The following is a 19,075-nucleotide window of genomic DNA, read 5'->3' on the forward strand; positions in this document are numbered from 1 at the left end:
TACCTGGCGGTCAGGCGACGCGGCGCAGGACCCAGGTACGGACCAGCGCGGCGGTCACGCCGGCGAGCACGAGCACCGCGAGCAGCATCGGCAGCTGGACATCGCCGCCGGGCAGGCCGTCGGTCGCGAGCGCTTCGGCGTTGCCCGCGTTGCGGACGTCGGGGCCGCCTTGTCCGGTCTGGCCGTCGGTGCCGTACTGCGGAGCGCCTTCGCCGGGGAGCGGGCTGTTGGCCGGGTAGCGCACGCCCGGCGCCACCGCGACACCCGGCTGGGCGACCGGCAGGTTGCCGTAGTCGCGCGGCGGCGCGTGGCCGGTGCCGTTGCTGCCACCGGGGAGCAGGTTCGAGTTCGACGGAGCGCCGTTGGTGCCGCCGCCGGTACCGCCGGTGCCGCCCTGCTGCGGAGCCGTGGTGCCGGGGTTCGGCAGGGCCGGGGCGACGTAGTTCGTCGCGACCGTCGTCAGGCCGCAACTGCCGGCGACCTTGTGCTCGATGGAGTTCAGCGTCTTTTCGGGGTTGAGCCCGAGGCCCCAGGACTTGGTGTTCTTGACCGCCTGCTTGACGGCCGCGCCGATCACCTTGCCGTCGATCGAACCGCCCGCGGCGTTCGGGACCGCGCCGAGGTCGATCCTGTTGACGTTGGCGATGTCGTTCGCGGCGACGTCGTAGAGGGCCAGCGTGCCCGCTTCACGCGCGCCCGCCCGCACCAGTTCCTTGACCGACGTGCCGGTGATCGCGACGGTGTCGCCCATCCCGCCGTTCACGGTGCCGCTGCACGCGTTCGCCAGCGTGGTGCCCGCGGCCGAAGCGGTGCCCGCCGTCAGGAGCGCGCCACCGGTGACCATGGTCGCGAGTGCGGTGACGGTGAGCGCCTTGCGGGTGGTCTGCCAGATGGTGTTCTTCCGCACGGGGGCGATCCTCCGGGTCGGTGGGGGCGTGTGGCAGTGCGTCAGGAATCACTGCAACGGGGATAACGAGGGAGTGACCCGAAAGATACTAGGCGGTAGGCCTAACTTGTAGCGGCCATTCGGCGGAGGACCCAGGTGCGGACGAGGCCCGCGCTGACTCCGGAGAGTGCCAAAACGGCGATCAGCAGCGGAAGTTTCCCGTCCTGAGTGAATCCGTCGCTCACACTCGGTAGCGCTTCGGCCTGTCCCGCGGTCTGGACGTCCGGGTCGCCGCTCTGGTTTTCGGTCGTGACGCCGAACTGCGGCGCGTAACCCGGGATCTGCCCGCCGTACCGGAGGCCGGGCGACGGGCTGAAGAGACCGGCCGTCGCCATCGGGATGGAGCTGTAGTCGCGCATCGGCGCGTAGCCGGTGCTGATCCCCCACGGCAGGTTGCCGAAGTTCGGGGTGAAGGTGCCGGGCAGCAGCGGGCTGTTCGCCGCCGGGATGCCGCCCGCCGGACCGCCGCCCTGCGCGGGAGCGCCCGGTCCGCCCGTCTGCGGGCCGCCGCTGCCGGGCGTGCCGGGAGCGGGTTTCCCTGGCTGGGGCTGGGTTCCGGGAGCGGGCTTGCCGCCGCCGCCGGTCAGGGCTTCGTGGGTGCCGGAGACGGCGCCGTTCAGCGCCTCCGCGGCCGGTGCGCCGACGACCGGGACCGGCGCGACGACGGTGTTCACCACGGTCACCGTGACCCTGCAGACCGTGCCGAGCAGCGCGTTGATCGTGCCCGTCAGCACCCCGGAGACCGGACCGGCCTGGCCGAGGTTGAGCGGAAGGCCGAGCAACGGGGTCTTGCCGAGGATCGTGTCGCCGGGTTTCGCGGTCACCGATCCCCCGCAGGTCGCGGTCTTGGTCTCGGCGGCGGCGGCCGTGCCGGGCATGGCGAGGGCGGCCGAGCCCGCGAGAATGAAGGCCGACGCACCCAGGGCGGTCGCCCTCCGTGTCCGTTCGCGCATGCCTTCGACTCCTCCGTCGTCGGGGTCACCTACCTGCACAACGACGCTAACGGAGACGAGTGACGCCCGCCTACTCGAAGAAGTCAGGCATTCGAGTGGAAGCGGGCGTCACCATCGGTGAAATCAGGCGGGTTTACCCCGCAGCCAAGCACGGACCAGAGCCGCGGCGACGACGGCCAGCGCCAGCACCGCGAGCAGCAGCGGCAGCTTCGCCGGGGCGACCGGCGCCTGGATGGCCTGCGCGTTGCCGGTGTCCTTCTCGTCGACGGTCGGCGGCGGCACCTCGCCGGGGACGATCTCGGTGATCACCGGCGCCTGCACGAAGCTGCCGGGGAGCAGCGCCGCGTTGCTGATCACGCCGGCGATCGAGTCGCCGCCGATGCCGATGCCGATACCGGTGGCGGAACCCGGGCCGGTCTGGATCGGGAGTTCGCTGCCCGGACCACCGGGCTGACCCGGCCCCGGGGCGGGGCCCGGGCCCGGCGTCGGGGGCTTGGGTGGCTGGGGGTCTTCCGGCGGCCGCGGAGACGGCGGGGCCACGACCGGCGGCACGTCCTTCGTGACTTCTTGAGTCAAGGCGCCGAGCGCGTTCACCGTGCCCTGGGCGGGCTTGCAGACACCCTGCGCGGCGAGGTCGCCCACCGCGTTGTCGGTGAGGCCGGTGGTCTTGACCAGATCGCCGACCGGCAGCGAAAGCAGCGGCCTTCGTCCTTCGGCGGTCTTGGCCTTCGAGTCCAGGCCGACCGTCAGTACCTCGGGCGAATTCAGCGGAGCACCCGCGTCGAGAACGAGTCCGTCGGCGGACTTCCCGTTCTGCAACGTGGCGGCGCACTCGCCGGAAAGGGTCGGATTCGGTTCCCCGGCGGCCGTCGCGGTCATCGGGAACGCTAGTCCGGCCGTGACCGAAAGCGCGAATCCCCAAGCCGTGATCCGCCCGGCAGTCTTCCCCATCGAGTTCGTCCTCCGCCCCTCAGGACCCACGCGGTTTAACGGAACGCGCTCACGCTACCCCACGAGCGTGACGACCTGGCCCGCGCCGGGGAGAATTGCCCAAGGGTGGTTCCGCCCTCCTCCCCGCCACCGCCCTCAACGGAGGAGCTTCGCTCCGCGTAGATTCCTCCAACATGAAAATCGGTGCCCATGTCCGCGACGACGACCCGCTGACCGCGGTCGCCGGGCGCGAAGCCGAAGTCCTCCAATTCTTCCTTTCCGACCCGCAGGGCTGGAAGGCTCCCAAACCCCATCCGCACGGTGAGGCGATCAAGGAATCCCCGGTCGAGGTGTTCATCCACTCGCCGTACCTGATCAATGTGGCGTCGACGAACAACCGCATCCGCATCCCGTCGCGGAAGAACGTCACGCAGCACGCGAACGGCGCCGCCGCGATCGGCGCGAAAGGGCTCGTCGTGCACGGCGGCCACGTCGGTGCGGGCGAGGACGTCGAAGAAGGTCTCGTCAACTGGCGCAAGCTTTTCGAGCGTGAGCAGGAAAAGGGCGGCTTCGCCGTGCCGATCCTGATCGAGAACACCGCGGGCGGTGACAACGCGATGACCCGCGACCTCGACACGATCGCCCGGCTCTGGGACAAGGTCGGCGAATTCGGCGCGGGTTTCTGTTTCGACACCTGCCACGCGTACGCGGCGGGCTGGGACCTGACCGAGGCGGTCAAGAAGGTCAAGGCCATCACCGGCCGGATCGACCTGGTGCACCTCAACAACTCGCGCGACGAGTTCGGCTCCACCCGGGACCGGCACGCCAACGTCGTCGGCGGTGACGGCACGATCGATCCCGAGGTGCTGGTCGCGGTCGCGGCCGAGGCTGGCGCTCCGGTGGTCGTCGAGACCCCGGCCGACGGGCAGGCCGCGGACATCGCCTACCTCCGGGAGCGCGTCGCCTGACATCCCGCTCTCGAACCTGGGAGGGAGAGCGTTCCCTCTCCGGCGGGAGGGCCGGGCACGTCGATCGCGACAGGCTCGACCTCGACCGGGAAACACCCGGTGCCGGAGGGGAAGCCATGAACATCAAGTCGAAGATCGCCGCGGTCGCCGTGCTGGCCGTCGCGGCGGCAACACTGGGGGCGACGCAGGCGACGGCGGCTCCGTCGTCCGGCTCGGTCGTGATCGGATCGGCGGGCGGACCGCTGACGTTCCCCGCTTACGAAGGAGAGCCGGTCCGATTCGACTTCGCCGCGTTCGGGGAACCTGGGAAGTCGTCGGGCCGGTTCCACGTGAATCACCTGGCGAAGGACGGCAAGCTCGTCGCCGATTTCGAGGGCAAGGTCGACTGCGTCTCGCGTGATGGCGACCTCGCCGTCCTGACCGGCGTGATCGAACGCGCCGACATCCCCGGGTTTCCGGTGAACCTGGTCGGCCGCCGCGTCGGCTTCTCGGTGCGGGACGTGCCGCGCGGCCACGACCGGATCGGCTGGAGCTGGGGGTACGGCGGTTTCGAACAGGACGTTCTGCCCTGCACCGGGCCGGTGCCGTTCTTCGAGACGAGCACGGGCGGCTACCTCGTGCGCTGAATCGGCTTGACCCTCACGCCACGGGAGGGTCGAACCTGTGCCGCATGAAGAATCGGACCGTGTACCGGGCGGAGGACGGCGAGCACGTCGGCTACGTCGTCCCCGCGCCGGAAACCCGTTGGCAGGCACTGACCGTTTTCGGCTACCCGCTGGGCGGGCCCGCCGCCTTCGACGACTCCGTCGCGTTGCTGGAGGCCGAGGGGCTGGCCATCCTCGCCGAGCGCTGGTCGGTCAAGCAGGGCGACGACTGGGTCGGCTGCCGTCTGGTCGAAACCTCGCCCGAAGCCGTCGTGGTGCAGATCGACGACTTCGGGGCCGAGGACTTCGGCAAGCACCTCAGGCTGGAACGTCCTGGGCCCGAGGTGTTGAAGCGCGCTTAGCGTCCGGCGCGCCGTCGAGGAAACCGCCGATCGGATCGTCGTCCCCGGCGGCGCGGACAAGGTCTCTGCGCGGCTGGTGGATCTCCCGGATCACCAGCGCGCAGAGGCCGACCACCGCGAGGTCGCGGACGACGACGGTGCCGAGGAACCAGTCCGCGGGCAGGCCCTTGTTGTCGACGCCGAGGTAGTACATCATCCGCGGGGCCCAGACCAGCGCGTCGAGGATCATCCAGCCGAGCAGCAGCCGCCAGCGCGGGATCGCGAGCACCGCCAGCGGCACCAGCCACAGCGAATACTGCGGGCTCCACACTTTGTTGGTCAGCAGGAACGCGGCCACCACGAGGAAGGCCAGCTGGCCGAGCCGCGGGCGGCGCGGCGCCTTCATCGCGACGTACCCGATACCGGCGCAGGCGGCGAGGAACAGCACCGCGACGACGGTGTTGAGCACGACCGGTGTCTGACCCGTGGCGAGTTTCCCGTCGAAACCGGCCCAGCCGGAAAGGTGGGAGATCACGTTGTAGAGCGAGTCGGGATCCATCGGGCGCGCCGTGTTGAGCCGGAAGAACTCCCACCAGCCGGTCGGCGCGGCGAGCGCGAACGGGACGTTGACCACCACGAACGTCGCCGCGGCGAGCCCGGCGGTGAGCGCCCAGTGTTTGACCTTGCCCGCGCGCAGGCACAGGAAGAACAACGGGATGAGCAGCAGCAGCGGATACAGCTTCGCCGCCGCGCCCAGCCCGAGCAGGAAACCCGCGATCTCGGGACGCCGCCGGGCCCACGCGAGCAGCGCGGTCGCGGTGAACGCGGTCGCGATGGCGTCGAAGTTGGTGAACACGTGCACCAGCACCAACGGCGAGATCGCGACCAGCACGGCGTCCCACGGACGGCGTTTCAGCGATCGGCCGGTCGCCCACACCGTGACGAGCCAGGCCAGCGCGAGCCAGAGCGCCGAGAGGTTGAAGTACACGGCCACCGGGAGCGCGCCGGGCAGCCAGCCCGATTCCGCGACCGAAAGCCACGCTTCGGTGAGTTTCGCGTTGATCCACTGGAACAACCCGGTGGCGACCGGATACTCCATGTACCGCGTGGTCTCCTTCGCCGTTCCCGCGTCTTCGGTCCACGAAGTCACGTACGGGAAGGTGTCCGGATCGTTCAGGCGCTCGGAACTGTAGAGCGGGATGATGTCCGAGTAGCACATCGCGACGAACGGGCGGCCCGCCCGCCAGTCGAGCTGATGGGTTCCGGAGTCGTCGGTGTACTGCTGGATGCACGACGCCTTGCCGAACCACGAAAGCACCAGCGCGAGGCAGGCCAGCAGCAGCCCGACCCGCTGCGGCGACCAGAACCAGTGCCGCCCCACGGCCGCGTGCTCGCCGAGCGGGCCGCCGATCGGTCTCGTGGCCGCGGCCACGAGCGGTTCGTTCCAGCTCGGGATGACCCGCTCGCCGGGGGTGAGGGAGAGCGGAGCCTCGGGCTGGGTCGTCTGGTCGGACACGTGGCGGATGTTAGCGCCTGCCGCGTGTCGTCCGTCTGGACACGCGTGTCGTCCCTCTGATCACGCGTGTCGTCCACCTGATCACGCGTGTTGTCCCTCTGATCACGCTAGAACGATGTCGCCGCTGTCGTAGAACCCGGCCAGCACCTCCGCCGCCGCGCCGAACGCGACGACGTCGTCGCCCATCTCGTCGAGATCGACCTGGATCCGTTGCCAGTGTGGCAACGGCAGTAGTTCCCGCAGCCGCGCCGCGACGGTGTCGCGGTAGACCTCGGGTTCCGCGCGGACCGACCGCCCGGTCAGCACGACCCGTTCGAGGTCGAGGACCTGGACGAGGTCGGCGAGACCGATTCCCAGCAGGCCCGCCGCCTCTTCCGTGGTCGCCGCCGCGTTGTGCAGTACCTCGACGCAGCCGCGGCGGCCGCACGCACAACGCGGTCCATCGAACGCGAGCGTGGTGTGCCCGAATTCGCCCGCGTTGGTTCGCGGCCCCCGATACAGCCTGCCGTCGATCAGCAGGCCGACGCCGATTCCGGTGCCGACGAGCACCACGGCGGTCGCGGTCTGGTCGCCCTCCGGCCAGTGCTGGGCGAAGGCGGCGGCGTTGGTGTTCTTGTCTAGCCGCACGGGCAGTCCGGTGCGTTTCGCGAGCAGGTCGCGCAGGGGGACGTGGTGCCAGCCCGGCATGTTCGTGGCGTCCCGGACGACTCCTTCGCGGTGGTCGAGAGGGCCGACGCTGCCGACGCCGAGGCCGAGGACCTGTTCGCGTTCGACGCCGTCCAGTAGCGCTTCGGTCGCTTCCCCGAGGGCGGAAACGGCCTGGTCGGGGGTGAATCCGGGAGCCAACGGCCCGCCGCGTGACGCGATGATCTTCCCGGTCAGGTCGGTCCTGAGCACCCGGAACGAGTCCCGGTCGAGCTGGGCGCCGAGCGCGTGCCGGGCGTCGGCGCGCACGCGCAGCAGGGTGCGCGGCTTGCCGACGCCGGCCGCGGGTTGGCGTTCCTCGTCCAGCAGGCCGGCTTCGAGGAGTTCGGGGACGATCTTCGAGACGGCCTGCTGGGTGAGCCGGGTGCGGTCGGCGAGTTCGACGCGGCTGAGGCCGCCCGCGCGCAGGATGTGCGTGAGCAGCAGTGTCCGATTGTGCTGGCGCAGGCCGCGCAGATTGACCCCGGTCTCCGGCATAGCGCGCATCCTGCCATGACTGGCCGATTACGCAACACTGTTGTTTAATAGGTTCATGGCTGACTTGCGAGTGGGGATCTTCGGATACGGCACCGGCGGGCGCGTCTTCCACGCGCCGCTGGTCGACGCGACGCCGGGGCTGACCCCGGCCGCCATCGTCACCTCGAATCCGGACCGGGTCGGGCAGGCGAGGGCCGACTATCCGGCCGCCGACGTGCTGCCGGATGCGGACGCGTTGTTCGCGAAGGCCGGAGAGCTGGACTTGGTCGTCGTCAGCACGCCGAACCGCACCCACGTTCCGCTCGCGCTCCGGGCGATCGAGGCGGGCTTGCCCGTCGTCGTCAACAAGCCCTTCGCGCCCACAGCGGCCGAAGCGGCGAAGGTCGCCGAAGCGGCGAAGGCGAAGGGCGTCGGGCTGACGGTGTTCCAGAACCGCCGGTTCGACTCGGACTTCCTCACCGTTCGCAAGGTCCTCGAGACCGGCCGTCTCGGCGACGTCTTCCGCTTCGAATCCCGCTACGACCGCTGGGTGCCGAAACCGCGGGACAACTGGCGCGAGTTCGGCGACCCCGCCGAGGCGGGCGGCCTTCTCTACGACCTCGGCGCGCATATCGTCGACCAGGCGCTGCAGCTGTTTGGCCCGGTCGCCGAGGTCTACGCGGAGGTCGACCGGCGCCGCGCCGGGGTGTCCGTCGACGACGACGCCTTCGTCGCCCTCCACCACACGAACGGCGTGCGCTCGCACCTGTGGGCGTCCGCGCTCGCGGGCACCCGGAATCCGCGATTCCGGGTCCTCGGCGACAAGGCGACCTTCACGAAGTACGGCCTCGACGTCCAGGAGCCGCAGATCAAGGACGGGCTGCGGCCCGGCGAGCCCGGCTGGGCCGTCGAACCGCCGTCGGACGCGGGCGTGCTCGGCGTGAACGACGACGTCGAAACGGTGCCCACCGAGGTCGGCCGGTACGAGGAGTTCTACGCGCAGGTGCGCGACGCGCTGCTCGGCAAGGGCGACTTCCCGGTCGATCCCGCCTCCGCCGTCGAGGCACTCCGGGTCATCGAAGCCGCCCACCTTTCGGGTGCCGAGCGGCGCGTCGTCACCCTCTAGTTATCCGTTGTCGCCTCTGCCGCCCCGGCCGGGCCCGTTGCCGCCTTCTTCTTCGCCGCCGTTGTTCTCACTCGACGAAGGCGGGTTCCGCGAGCTGGACGTCTCTTCTTGGTTCCGCGAAGACGAGGATCCGGTGGACGGCCCGGTCGACGGCGTGCCGGTCTCGGTCGAACCTTCGTCCTCGCCCGGCGGGGTCTGCGTCGACGGGACGGTGTTGCTGTCGTCCCCGCCGATGATCTTGACCTTCTCGAACTGCTCCCCCGGCTTCCCGTTCAGGTACAGGGAAAGGAACTTCTGCCAGATCGGCCCGGCGATCGTCGAACCGAAGATCGACTTGCCGTTCTTGCCCTTCAGCGCCTTGTCACCGTCGCCACCGACCCACACCGCGGCCGAGATCGACGGCGTGTAGCCGACCATCCAGGTCTGCGAGTTGGCGTCCTTCGCCGACGCGGGCTCGCCCGGACGGTAGGTGTGCTGCTGGGTTCCGGTCTTGCCCGCGCATTCGTGATTGTTGGGGCACTTGAGCTTCGAGAACGGGATGACACCCTTGAGCGACTCGGTGACGTTCCCGGCGATCTGCTTGCTCTTGCCGGCGTCGTCGGCGAACGCCGGTTTCGCCTCCTCGGGAGCCGAGTACGCGGCCTCGTCCTGCGAGTTGGTCACCTTGACGACGAAGTGCTTGTCGCGCCGCTGGCCCCCGCCCGCGAAGGTCGCGTACGCGGCTGCCATGTCCTCCGGGCTGACGGCCGTCTTGCCACCGCCGAGCGCGATGTTGTTGTCGGCGAACAGTTCCGAGACGCCCTCGGGCGCGGGTTTGATCCCGGCGTCCTTGGCGGCCTGTGCCACCGGCCCGGGCTTGGTCACGTTCACGACCATGTCGTAGAACACCGTGTTCGCGGACCGCTGCATCGCTTCGGACACCGTGCACTGCGCCGAACACGAGCTGCCGGGACCGGCGTTCCGGATCGTCTGCTTCCCGAACTGCCGGTTGTTGGAGCCGTCGAACGTCGAGTTGATGCCGCCCTTGCCGAGCTGCATGTACGCGGTGAGGTCGAACGGCTTCATCGAGGACCCGGGGTTCTGCGGCGTGTTCGCCCAGTCCCGGCCCTTCTGGTCCTGGCCGTTGGGCCCCTTCACGATGGAAGGACCGCCGTAGTACGCCTTCACGCCGCCGGTCTTCGGGTCGATCGCGACGAGCGCGTTGAGCAGGTTCTCGTCGGTCTGGCCCTTCATCCCGTCGGCCACCGCCTGCTCGGCCGCGGCCTGCGCCTTCGGGTCGATGGTCGTGTAGACCTTGTAGCCGCCCCGGTAGTAGACGTCGTCGGTGATGCCGTTCGCGGCGAGCTCTTCCTTGACCTTGTCGCGGATGAACGGGTTGACCACCCCGGCCTGTTCCTTGTCGGTCTGCGGGATCGGCGTCGGGAACTGCAGGTTCGCGCGGTCGGCGGCGGAGAGGAAACCGTTCTGCACCATGCGGTTCAGCGCGACGGTCCAGCGTTCGTTCGCGACCTTCGGGTTCTCCGAGCGGCCCGGCTGCTGGATGAGGCCCGCGAGCAGCGCCGCCTCGGACGCGTTGAGCTCGCCGGCGGGCTTTCCGAAGAACGCCTGTGCGGCCGACTCGATCCCGTACGCGCCGCGCCCGAAGTAGATGATGTTCAGGTACGCCGAGATGATGTCCTTCTTCTCGTACGTCTGGTTCATCTTGAAGGATTTGGCGAGCTCGGTCCATTTACGGGCGAGCGACGATTCGTCGTCCCCGCTGGCGACCTTGATGTACTGCTGGGAGATGGTCGAACCACCGCCCTTGCCCGCGGTCACCTGGTTGTAGACCGCGCGCAGGATGCCGCCGATGTCGAACCCGGAGTTGGTCTCGAAGGAGGCGTCCTCGGTGGCGATGACGGCCTTCTTGACGATGTCCGGGATCTGCTCCGGCGTCAGGATCTGCCGGTTGCCGCCCTTGGGGACGTCCTTGCCCATCTCGGTGTTGTCGGCGTAGTAGTACGTCACCGCCTGGCCCTGCGTGGCCGCGACGGCCTGCGGTGACGGCACGTCCACCGCGAAGTAGGTGATCACGAACGCGATCGCCGGGATGACGACGAAGAGGCAGAACAGCGCGAGCAGGACCCGCCGGATCCGTCTCCACCTGCGCTTCTTGCGTTGCGCGGGGGTGAGGATCGGCTTCCCGTCCTCGTCGGTCTCCGGGCCGTACTGCTGCTCGTCCTCGTACGGCTCGTCGTAACCACGATCGACGGTGCCGTTGTGCTCGTGATGGGTGATGAGGTCCGGCTCGTGCTGCGGCGCGACCGGTGGCCGCTGCGAGCGCCGCGGTGGCGGCTGCTGAGGCGTGCCCTGCCGTTGCCACGGTGCCTGTCCCGGGCCCTGCTGGCCGGGACCCTGCCGCTGCCCGTACCCGGGGGGCGGTCCGGCGGGGCGGCGGGGCGGTCCGGCCGGGCGTTGCGGACGACGTGCGGGGTCAGGGTCCTGACCTGGCCATCCGCCGTGGGGATCGTCGTTCACTGGGACGTCCTCCGAACCTTCCGTGGTGAGCGCGGTCCTGCGGTCGCAGGTCTCCTTCCAGTAAAGACGTATCGGATCGGTTCAGGTTCACCGGTGCGAAGAAAAAGGTGTGCCGGGCGTTCGCCCGGCACACCTCTCGGCATCTGTTCAGCCCGATCGTCACGGATCTTCGGCGTTCGGGAACAATGGATCCGTGGTCCCCGGCCCCGGCCTTGTCGGCCTGGTGGGTTTGGTCGGCTTCGTCGGCCCGGTGGGCGTCGTCTCCGTCGGCGTGGTGGGCGTCGTCGGTGTCGGGGTGGTCGTCGGCGTCTCGGGCGGCGTGGTCGTCGTCGGCGGTTTCTGCGCCGTCGTCGTCGGCACGTACCGCGCGTCCTTGCCGATCGGCTTGACGTTGTCGAATTTCTCCGACGGCTTGCCGGTCATGTACCGGGACATGAAGTCTTCCCAGATCGGACCGGCGATCGTCCGGCCGTAGATCGGCTTGTTGTTCTTGTCGTGCAGCGGCTTGTTGCCGTCGCCGCCGACCCACACCGACGTCGAGATGCTCGGCGTGTAGCCCACCATCCAGGTCTGCGCGTTGCGGTCGCGGTAACTCGCCGGGTCGCTGTCCTTGAAGTCGTACTGCTGCGTCCCGGTCTTGCCCGCGCACTCGTGACCCTTCGGGCACTTGAGCTTCGAGTACGGGATGACCTCTTCGAGCGCGTCGGTGACGTTGCCCGCGATCTGCTTGCTCTTGTCGGCGTCGTCGTTGAAGGCGGGGGCGCCCTTGGGCGTCGTCTCGTCGAACTCGACCTCGTCCTGGGAGTTGGTCAGCTTCGCGACGAAGTGCTGCTTCTGCCGGACGCCTTCACCGGCGAACGTGGCGAAACCGGCCGCCATGTCCTCCGCGGTGGTGACCGTGCCGCCACCGCCGAGCGCGATGTTGATGTCGGGGCTCAGCTTCGCCTTGCCGCCGTCGGCCTCCACCATCACGCCGGCTTCCTTCGCGGCCTTCGCCACCGGGTCGACCTTCGTCTCGTTGCGGACCATGTCGTAGAACACGGTGTTCGCGGAGACCTTCATCGCCTCGGCGACCGTGCACTGCGTGCCGCAGTTGGAGCTTTCGCCCGCGTTCCGGATCGTGCGGCCGTCGAACTTCCGGTTGTTGGAGCCGTCGAAGGTCTCGCCGAGTCCCTTGCCCATCTTGAGGAACGCGGTCAGGTCGAAGGCCTTGAACGCCGAACCGGGGTTGTGCGGCACGTTCGCCCAGTCGATGGCCTGGACGTCCTGGCCCTTGTCGTTCTTCGTCCAGTCCGGACCGCCCCAGTAGGCGACCACGCCGCCCGTCTTGGGGTCGACCGCGACCAGCGCGTTCAGGATGTTCTCGTCCGTCTGGCCCTTCATCCCCTCGGCGACGGACTCCTCGGCCATCTTCTGGGCCTTGGGGTCGATCGTCGTGGTGATCTTGAAACCGCCCTGGTGCAGCCGGTCCTGGTCGTAGCCGCGGGCTTCGAGTTCGTCGATCACCCGGTTGCGGATGTGCAGGCTCAGCGTTCCGGCGTCGTCGGCCTTCGCCTGCGCCTTGGGGATCGGCTTCGGGAACTCCGAGGTGGCGCGCTGACCCGGGTCGAGCCACTTGTTCGCCACCATCTGGTCCATCACGAAGTTCCAGCGTCGCTGCGCGTACGCGTCGTTCTCGGACCGGCTCGGTCCCTGGATCAACCCGGCGAGCAGGGCCGCCTCGGACGCGCCGAGCTCCTTGGCAGGCTTTTTGAAGTAGGCCTGCGCGGCCGCTTCGATACCGTTCGCGCCGCGGCCGAAGTAGATGGTGTTGAGGTAGGCGGTGATGATCTCCTCTTTGGACATCTGGTTGTTCATCTTGAAGGATTTGGCCAGCTCGGTCCATTTACGGGTGAGCGTCGGCGCCTCGTTGGCCGTGGCCTTCTTGATGTACTGCTGGGAGATCGTCGAACCGCCGCCCTGGCCGCCGGTGACGTTGTTGTAGACCGCGCGCAGGATGCCGCCGACGTCGAAACCGGAGTTGGTCTCGAACGACGAGTCTTCGGCCGCGTACACGGCCTTCTTGACCACTTCCGGGACCTCCCCGGGCTGCAGCAGGTACCGGCTTCCGCCGCTGGCGGGCGCGATCTTGCCCATCGGGCTGCCGTCGGCGTACATCAGCGAGATCGGCTGGCTCTGCAGGCTCGCGACGCTTTCCTGCGACGGGACGTCCACCAGGAAGTAGGTGATGACGAACGCGATCGCGGGTACCACGACGAACAGGCCGAACATGGCGTAGAGCACCCGGCGGACGATCCGCCACCGGCGCTTCTTGCGCTGCTTCGGCGTGAGGAACTTCTTCTTGTCGTCCTCGTCGTCTTCGGCGGGCTCGTCGTACGCGTCTTCGCCCTCGGCGCCGAAGGCGGCGCTTTCGTGACGATCGTCATACGGGTCGTGGCCGTACGGGTCTTCGGTGCCGTTGTGCGCGTGGTGCGTGATGAGTTCCGGCTCGCGCTCGTACGGTTCCGGCTCGACCGGCCGGACCATCGCGGTCGCCTGATCGGCAGGGGCGGGAGGGCGTCGGTCGCCGGGCGGAGGCGGCGGCGGCGGGCGGTGGCCGGCGGCACCGTTGCGGGCACTCTGGTCACCGGCGGCGCGGCCACCGGGTGGCGGGGGCCCCTGCCTGCGCGGGGGCATGCCGTTGGGGCGGCGCGGGGCGACGGGACGGCGGGGTTCGTTGTCGGAGGGCCACTCGGGGCCGCCAACGTCGCCGCCCGGCCACTGCGGGTTGGCGGCGCGGGGCTGGGGAGGACGCGGGTTCGCCGAGCGGGGGACGCCGTTCGGGGGAGTCCGGCGCTGGGGGCGGCGCGGCGGTTCGTCGCTCGGCCAGCCGGGATCGTCGGATTCACCCGGCCATTGGGCACGGCGAGGTGCATCAGGCTCCTGGCCAGGCCAGGAGCGATTGCGGTCGTCGTTCACGAATGGGCCTCCCAGACCGGCGCTTCGGGGGACGCCGCTCTGTGGTCAACTGCGTTTTCGATACCTGTCACCGACCCGCTGTCCTCTGCGACCGGGTCCGTGGCCGGGTGGTTCCCGGATCTCCTGTTCCGAGGACGTAGGACCGCACCAGGTGGTTCCAGTGACAGCTCCCGCAGACCTCGACCTCGTAGACGGTGAACTCCGCGAAGAGCCCGTCCATCCGTGCCAGTTCGTCGGGCGTCTTGGCCGATCCGGCGGCGTGCTTGAGCTCGTCGCCGTACACCCACGACACCAGGGTCAGTTCCTCCCGATGGCAGACCGGGCAGTCCTGATCGCCTGGTCGGCCGTGGAATTTCGCGGCCCGGAGGAGGTACGGGCCCGCGTCGCAGACGTCGTATGTGCCGACCCGTCCGGAGTGGACGCCCTTGAGCAGCGCGCGCCGCTGTAAGGCGTAGTCCACGACCTGCCGCTGGTTTCGCACGCCAACAGAGTACGGGCTCTTGCTGTGTGGTCCACGCCCCGTTGGCGGCGGGACGGTCCGTATTCGGTCGGACACGCCGACGATTCGATAACTCTCCGATGAATTTCGCCGGGATTCCGGGCACTCGATCGGGGTTAGCTACACCACTTCGATGTATCGGCGCGATATAGTGGGCCGGTAGGTTGACCGAGCCGGTCACGGTGGCCAACGCGACCGGCCGCGGTTTGTTCCCGGAAGGGGGTGCGGTGTGCTCGAGCTCGCGATCTTGGGGCTGCTGCACGAGACCCCCATGCACGGTTACGTGCTGCGCAAACGTTTGCACGAGACGCTCGGGATGTTTCGGACGTTCTCGTACGGCTCGCTGTACCCGACCCTGCGTCGGCTGCTTCGCGCCGGTTACCTCGTCGAGGAGCTCGAAGAGGTGGAAGACCGGGCGTGGGCACGCCGGGGCAAGCGGGTGTACAAGCTCACCGCCGAAGGCAAGGAACGGTTCGCTGAACTGCTCGGCGACGCCGGGCCGCAGACGTGGGACGACGAAGGCTTCGGCGTCCACCTGGCGTTCTTTTCGAGGACACCGGCCGACGTCAGGATGCGAATCCTGGAAGGCCGCCGTCGTCGGGTCGAGGAACGCCGTGAAGGACTTCGGACGGCGATGGCGCGGGCCGAGGAGAAGATCGACCGCTACACCCGTGAGCTGCACCGGCTCGGGCTGGAGTCCAGTGAGCGGGAGGTGCGCTGGCTCAACGAGCTGATCGCGCACGAACAGGCCGAGCAGCGCGGGCCGGAGACCTGAGGCGCTCTCCGAGCGCGCTGCGCATTACCTGCAACTGTTGGACTAATGAAGGAGAAACCGGCATGGGCGAGAACCGCCGCGTTCGGGTGGCCATCGTGGGCGTCGGCAACTGTGCGGCCTCGCTGGTCCAGGGCGTTCAGTACTACCGTGACGCAGATGCCGGCACTCGCGTGCCCGGTTTGATGCACGTCGTGTTCGGCGAGTACCACGTCCGCGACATCGAGTTCGTCGCCGCGTTCGACGTGGACGCCAAGAAGGTCAGCCGTGACCTGTCCGAGGCGATCTTCGCCTCGGAGAACAACACGATCAAGATCGCCGACGTGCCGCCGCTGGGTGTCACCGTCCAGCGCGGGCACACCTACGACGGGCTCGGCCGCTTCTACCGCGAGACCATCGAGGAGTCCGACGAGACCCCGGTCGACGTCGTCGCCGCCCTGCGCGAGGCCGAGGTCGACGTGCTCGTCTCCTACCTGCCGGTGGGCTCCGAAGAGGCCGACAAGTTCTACGCGCAGGCCTGCATCGACGCCGGTGTGGCGTTCGTCAACGCGCTGCCGGTGTTCATCGCCTCCGACCCCGAGTGGGCGGAGAAGTTCCGCGCGGCCGGCGTCCCGATCGTCGGTGACGACATCAAGTCCCAGGTCGGCGCCACCATCACGCACCGCGTGCTGGCGAAGCTGTTCGAAGACCGCGGCGTCCAGCTCGACCGGACGATGCAGCTCAACGTGGGCGGGAACATGGACTTCCTGAACATGAAGGAGCTGGAGCGGCTCGAGTCGAAGAAGATCTCGAAGACCCAGTCGGTCACTTCGCAGGTCGACCGCGAGCTCGGCAAGGGCAACGTCCACATCGGGCCGTCCGACTACGTGCAGTGGCTCGACGACCGCAAGTGGGCCTACGTCCGGCTCGAGGGCCGTGCCTTCGGCGACGTGCCGCTGAACCTGGAGTACAAGCTCGAGGTGTGGGACTCGCCGAACTCGGCGGGCATCATCATCGACGCCGTGCGCGCCGCGAAGATCGCGAAGGACCGCGGCATCGGCGGCCCGATCCTGTCGGCTTCCTCGTACTTCATGAAGTCGCCGCCGGAGCAGTACGACGACGCCACCGCGCGCGACGAGGTCGAGAAGTTCATCGCCGGCGAGGCGTGACCCTCCCGTAACGCGCTATGAAAGGTCCTTTCCTTGCAAAATTTGCAAGGAAAGGACCTTTCATTGCATTCGGGGCATCCGCGTGAGGCTTCTGGTCCGGTCCCGACGGGAGCGTTGCGAAAGCCACTTTCGCAACGCTCCCCCGGCCCGGCTTCAGCCCGCCTGAAGCGCCGACGGCAGGTCCGTGATCTTCCCGACCACCGTCGTCTCCGCCAGCACCGCCGGATCCGGCGGGAAATGCGGGTTCGGCACCGCGTACACCGTCATCCCCGCGGCCAGCGCCGCGCGCAACCCGTTGGTCGTGTCCTCCACGGCCGCGCAGTTCTTCGGCTCCGCGCCCAGCAGCTCGGCCGCCTTCAGATACACGTCGGGTGCCGGTTTCCCGGCGCCGACCTGCTCCGACGAAACCGCCGTCGGCACCGGTAGCCGCGTGATATCGAGGAACGCTTTGATCAGCAACGGCGGCGACGAGCTCGCGATCGCCACCGGCCAGTGCTTCGCGACCTCGCGCACGACCCCCGGCGCGCCCGGGATGATCGGCGGTTTCTCCGCGTATCGCCGCGCCATCCGGTCGATCACCACCTGCGCGACGTCCGCGGGCCTCAGCTGGACGCCGAGGTCGTGCGCCAGGTAGGCCGCCCATTCCGGGGTGCTCATCCCCTGCATCGCCCTGGTCGATTCCTCCCGCCAGGTGCCGTGGAACTCGTGGACGACCGCCCGGCGGACCTCGTCCCACATCGTTTCCGAATCCACCAGGACACCGTCGAGATCGAAGATCACCGCTTCCACACCCTCAACCCTAGGCGCTGTCCGGCGAGTTCGTTCGCGGTCTCCGCGCCCAGGTGCTCCCGGGAAACCTGTGCGGCAGATTACTTAGCCATGCTCAGTAATTTTAGTTAGCATGGCTAAGTGACCACGAAAGTCGCCGACCTCGCCCACCGGCTGCGCCCGCTGGTGTTCCGGCTGTACTACCTCGTCCGCCGGGAGACTCCGCAGGTGCGGCTCACCCTCACACAGGGTTCGGTGCTGTCGGAGCTGCTCAACGGCGGTCCGCGCCGGATGAGCACGCTCGCCGACCTGGAACGGGTCCGGATGCCGACGATGACCGACGTCGTCCGCCGTCTCGAACGGCTGGGCCTGGTCAGCCGCCGCCGCGATCCCGCCGACGGCCGGGCGGTGCTCGTCGAGGTCACCGAGGTCGGGCAGCGCTTCCATCGCCAGTTGATCGTCGCGCGGGAGGAGTTCCTCCGCGAGCGGCTCTTCGAACTCGCCGAGACCGACCGCGCCGCGATCGAAGCCGCGCTCCCCGCTCTTACCAGGTTGCTGCACGAAAACACGAAGGAGGAACTGATCCGCGATGAGCGCTGAGCACCACTCGAGCCTGTTGGACGCTATCAAGGGACAGCCCAAACAGGTATGGATCACCGCGTTCGCCGCGGTCATCGCGTTCATGGGCATCGGGCTCGTCGACCCGATCCTGCTGTCCATCGCCGAAGGCTTGCAGGCGACGCCGTCCGAAGTGACCCTGCTGTTCTCCAGCTACCTCGGCGTCCAGGCGGTCGCCATGCTGGTGACCGGCGCGATGAGTGCCCGGTTCGGGGCCAAGCGGACCGTGGTCGTCGGGCTGACGCTGGTCGTCGTCGCCACCGCGCTGTGCGCCGCGTCCGGGTCGATCGAGCAGCTCATCGGGCTGCGCGCGGTTTGGGGACTCGGCAACGCCTTCTTCATCGCGACCGCGCTTTCGGTCATCGTCGGCGCCGCGACCGGCGGCCAGGCGGGCGCGATCCTGCTGTACGAGGCCGCGCTCGGCGTCGGTCTCGCGGTCGGCCCGCTGCTGGGCGCCCTGCTCGGCAGCATCTCGTGGCGCGGCCCGTTCCTCGGCACTTCGCTGCTCATGCTGTGCGGCCTCGTGCTGTGTTCGATCTTCCTGACCGCCGACGCGAAGGAGCAGCGGCCCAAGATCCGGCTGCTCGACCCGTTCCGCGCGCTCAAGCACGGTGGGCTGCTGCGCACGTCGATCGGGTCCGCGCTCTACACCGCCGCGTTCTTCGTGGTGCTGGCGTGGTCGCCGTTCGTGCTGGAGTGGAGCGCCGTCGCCGTCGGCCTGATCTTCTGCGGCTGGGGCCTTTCGGTCGCCGTCGCGGGTGTGGTGCTGGCGCCGAAGCTCGCCGCGAAGCTCGGTGAGCGGCACGCGACCGTGGTCGCCGTCTTCGGCTACGCGGTCCTGCTGCTGGTCATGGCGATCCCGAGCAAGCCGGTGCTGGTCGTCGGCATCGTCCTGTCCGGTCTGGTGTCGGGCCTGCTCAACACGCTCTTCACCGGTACGGCGATGTCGATCAGCGGCGCTCCGCGTCCGGTCGCGAGCGCCGGGTACAACTTCTGCCGCTGGCTCGGCGGCGCGGTCGCCGCGACCGTCGTCGGTCACTTGGCCGAGTGGTTCGGCGCCAAGCAGGCGCCGTTCGTGATCGCCGCGATCCTGTGCGTGCTGGCCGGTGCCCTGCTGACGGTCCGCGAGAAGACCGCCGACCCGCACACGATTCCGGCCGAGGCGGCCCTCGTGGGCGAAGAGATGTAAATCCGAACAGAGGGTGAACAC

17 protein-coding genes are annotated in these 19,075 nt (G+C 68.9%); 8 read left to right on the top strand and 9 right to left on the bottom strand.

What is annotated here, in order from left to right; genetic code table 11:
- Positions 1 to 10: 10 nt before the first annotated feature.
- From ACLJQ7_RS07375 to ACLJQ7_RS07385, 3 genes are all read right to left on the bottom strand, one after another.
- The gene (locus ACLJQ7_RS07375) at positions 11 to 907 is read right to left on the bottom strand and encodes a hypothetical protein (RefSeq protein WP_410647374.1); all 897 of its coding nucleotides are present in this window, start codon (positions 905 to 907) and stop codon (positions 11 to 13) included.
- Between the two features lie 101 nt (positions 908 to 1,008).
- Complete coding sequence (locus ACLJQ7_RS07380; protein WP_410647375.1) at positions 1,009 to 1,899, bottom strand: hypothetical protein; 891 nt, start codon at positions 1,897 to 1,899, stop codon at positions 1,009 to 1,011.
- A 123-nt stretch (positions 1,900 to 2,022) separates the two neighbouring features.
- On the bottom strand, positions 2,023 to 2,850 hold the full coding sequence (locus tag ACLJQ7_RS07385; RefSeq protein WP_410647376.1) for a hypothetical protein: 828 nt from the start codon (positions 2,848 to 2,850) through the stop codon (positions 2,023 to 2,025).
- Between the two features lie 173 nt (positions 2,851 to 3,023).
- Here ACLJQ7_RS07385 and ACLJQ7_RS07390 point away from each other — a divergent pair, with 173 nt between their 5' ends.
- From ACLJQ7_RS07390 to ACLJQ7_RS07400, 3 genes are all read left to right on the top strand, one after another.
- Positions 3,024 to 3,797, top strand: a complete 774-nt coding sequence (locus tag ACLJQ7_RS07390) for a deoxyribonuclease IV (RefSeq protein WP_410647377.1) — start codon at positions 3,024 to 3,026, stop codon at positions 3,795 to 3,797.
- Between the two features lie 116 nt (positions 3,798 to 3,913).
- Positions 3,914 to 4,423, top strand: a complete 510-nt coding sequence (locus ACLJQ7_RS07395; protein ID WP_410647378.1) for a hypothetical protein — start codon at positions 3,914 to 3,916, stop codon at positions 4,421 to 4,423.
- A 44-nt stretch (positions 4,424 to 4,467) separates the two neighbouring features.
- Positions 4,468 to 4,803: a hypothetical protein gene (locus ACLJQ7_RS07400; protein ID WP_410647379.1), complete on the top strand. Its 336-nt coding sequence runs from the start codon at positions 4,468 to 4,470 to the stop codon at positions 4,801 to 4,803.
- Here the strand turns inward: ACLJQ7_RS07400 and ACLJQ7_RS07405 are convergent.
- Positions 4,760 to 6,298, bottom strand: a complete 1,539-nt coding sequence (locus ACLJQ7_RS07405; RefSeq protein ID WP_410647380.1) for a glycosyltransferase family 87 protein — start codon at positions 6,296 to 6,298, stop codon at positions 4,760 to 4,762. The genes ACLJQ7_RS07400 and ACLJQ7_RS07405 overlap by 44 nt on opposite strands.
- A 102-nt stretch (positions 6,299 to 6,400) precedes the next feature.
- Positions 6,401 to 7,480, bottom strand: coding sequence for an ROK family transcriptional regulator (locus ACLJQ7_RS07410; protein WP_410647381.1), 1,080 nt, complete (start codon positions 7,478 to 7,480; stop codon positions 6,401 to 6,403).
- A 55-nt stretch (positions 7,481 to 7,535) separates the two neighbouring features.
- Here ACLJQ7_RS07410 and ACLJQ7_RS07415 point away from each other — a divergent pair, with 55 nt between their 5' ends.
- Entirely contained in the window at positions 7,536 to 8,585 is a 1,050-nt protein-coding gene (locus ACLJQ7_RS07415; RefSeq protein ID WP_410647382.1) for a Gfo/Idh/MocA family oxidoreductase, read from the top strand.
- On the opposite strand, the gene ACLJQ7_RS07420 is transcribed toward ACLJQ7_RS07415, so the two are convergent.
- From ACLJQ7_RS07420 to ACLJQ7_RS07430, 3 genes are all read right to left on the bottom strand, one after another.
- The gene (locus ACLJQ7_RS07420; RefSeq protein WP_410647383.1) at positions 8,586 to 11,102 is read right to left on the bottom strand and encodes a transglycosylase domain-containing protein; all 2,517 of its coding nucleotides are present in this window, start codon (positions 11,100 to 11,102) and stop codon (positions 8,586 to 8,588) included.
- A gap of 159 nt (positions 11,103 to 11,261) precedes the next feature.
- The gene (locus ACLJQ7_RS07425; protein ID WP_410647863.1) at positions 11,262 to 13,628 is read right to left on the bottom strand and encodes a transglycosylase domain-containing protein; all 2,367 of its coding nucleotides are present in this window, start codon (positions 13,626 to 13,628) and stop codon (positions 11,262 to 11,264) included.
- A gap of 499 nt (positions 13,629 to 14,127) precedes the next feature.
- On the bottom strand, positions 14,128 to 14,541 hold the full coding sequence (locus ACLJQ7_RS07430; RefSeq protein ID WP_410647384.1) for a DUF5318 domain-containing protein: 414 nt from the start codon (positions 14,539 to 14,541) through the stop codon (positions 14,128 to 14,130).
- Between the two features lie 247 nt (positions 14,542 to 14,788).
- Here ACLJQ7_RS07430 and ACLJQ7_RS07435 point away from each other — a divergent pair, with 247 nt between their 5' ends.
- The gene (locus ACLJQ7_RS07435) at positions 14,789 to 15,334 is read left to right on the top strand and encodes a PadR family transcriptional regulator (RefSeq protein ID WP_005168208.1); all 546 of its coding nucleotides are present in this window, start codon (positions 14,789 to 14,791) and stop codon (positions 15,332 to 15,334) included.
- 62 nt (positions 15,335 to 15,396) lie between these two features.
- The gene (locus ACLJQ7_RS07440) at positions 15,397 to 16,479 is read left to right on the top strand and encodes an inositol-3-phosphate synthase (protein WP_034314293.1); all 1,083 of its coding nucleotides are present in this window, start codon (positions 15,397 to 15,399) and stop codon (positions 16,477 to 16,479) included.
- Positions 16,480 to 16,632: 153 nt separating this feature from the next.
- On the opposite strand, the gene ACLJQ7_RS07445 is transcribed toward ACLJQ7_RS07440, so the two are convergent.
- Positions 16,633 to 17,268 carry an HAD family hydrolase gene (locus ACLJQ7_RS07445; protein WP_410647385.1) on the bottom strand — a complete coding sequence of 212 codons (636 nt, stop codon included), beginning with the start codon at positions 17,266 to 17,268 and terminating at the stop codon, positions 16,633 to 16,635.
- 120 nt (positions 17,269 to 17,388) lie between these two features.
- Between ACLJQ7_RS07445 and ACLJQ7_RS07450 the strand changes: the two genes are divergently transcribed.
- Entirely contained in the window at positions 17,389 to 17,847 is a 459-nt protein-coding gene (locus tag ACLJQ7_RS07450; protein WP_410647386.1) for a MarR family winged helix-turn-helix transcriptional regulator, read from the top strand.
- Entirely contained in the window at positions 17,837 to 19,054 is a 1,218-nt protein-coding gene (locus ACLJQ7_RS07455) for an MFS transporter (RefSeq protein WP_410647387.1), read from the top strand. Before ACLJQ7_RS07450 ends, ACLJQ7_RS07455 begins: the two co-directional genes overlap by 11 nt.
- Positions 19,055 to 19,075 lie beyond the last annotated feature (21 nt).

This window comes from Amycolatopsis sp. cmx-4-54 (assembly GCF_046548895.1).
Taxonomy (GTDB): Bacteria; Actinomycetota; Actinomycetes; order Mycobacteriales; family Pseudonocardiaceae; genus Amycolatopsis.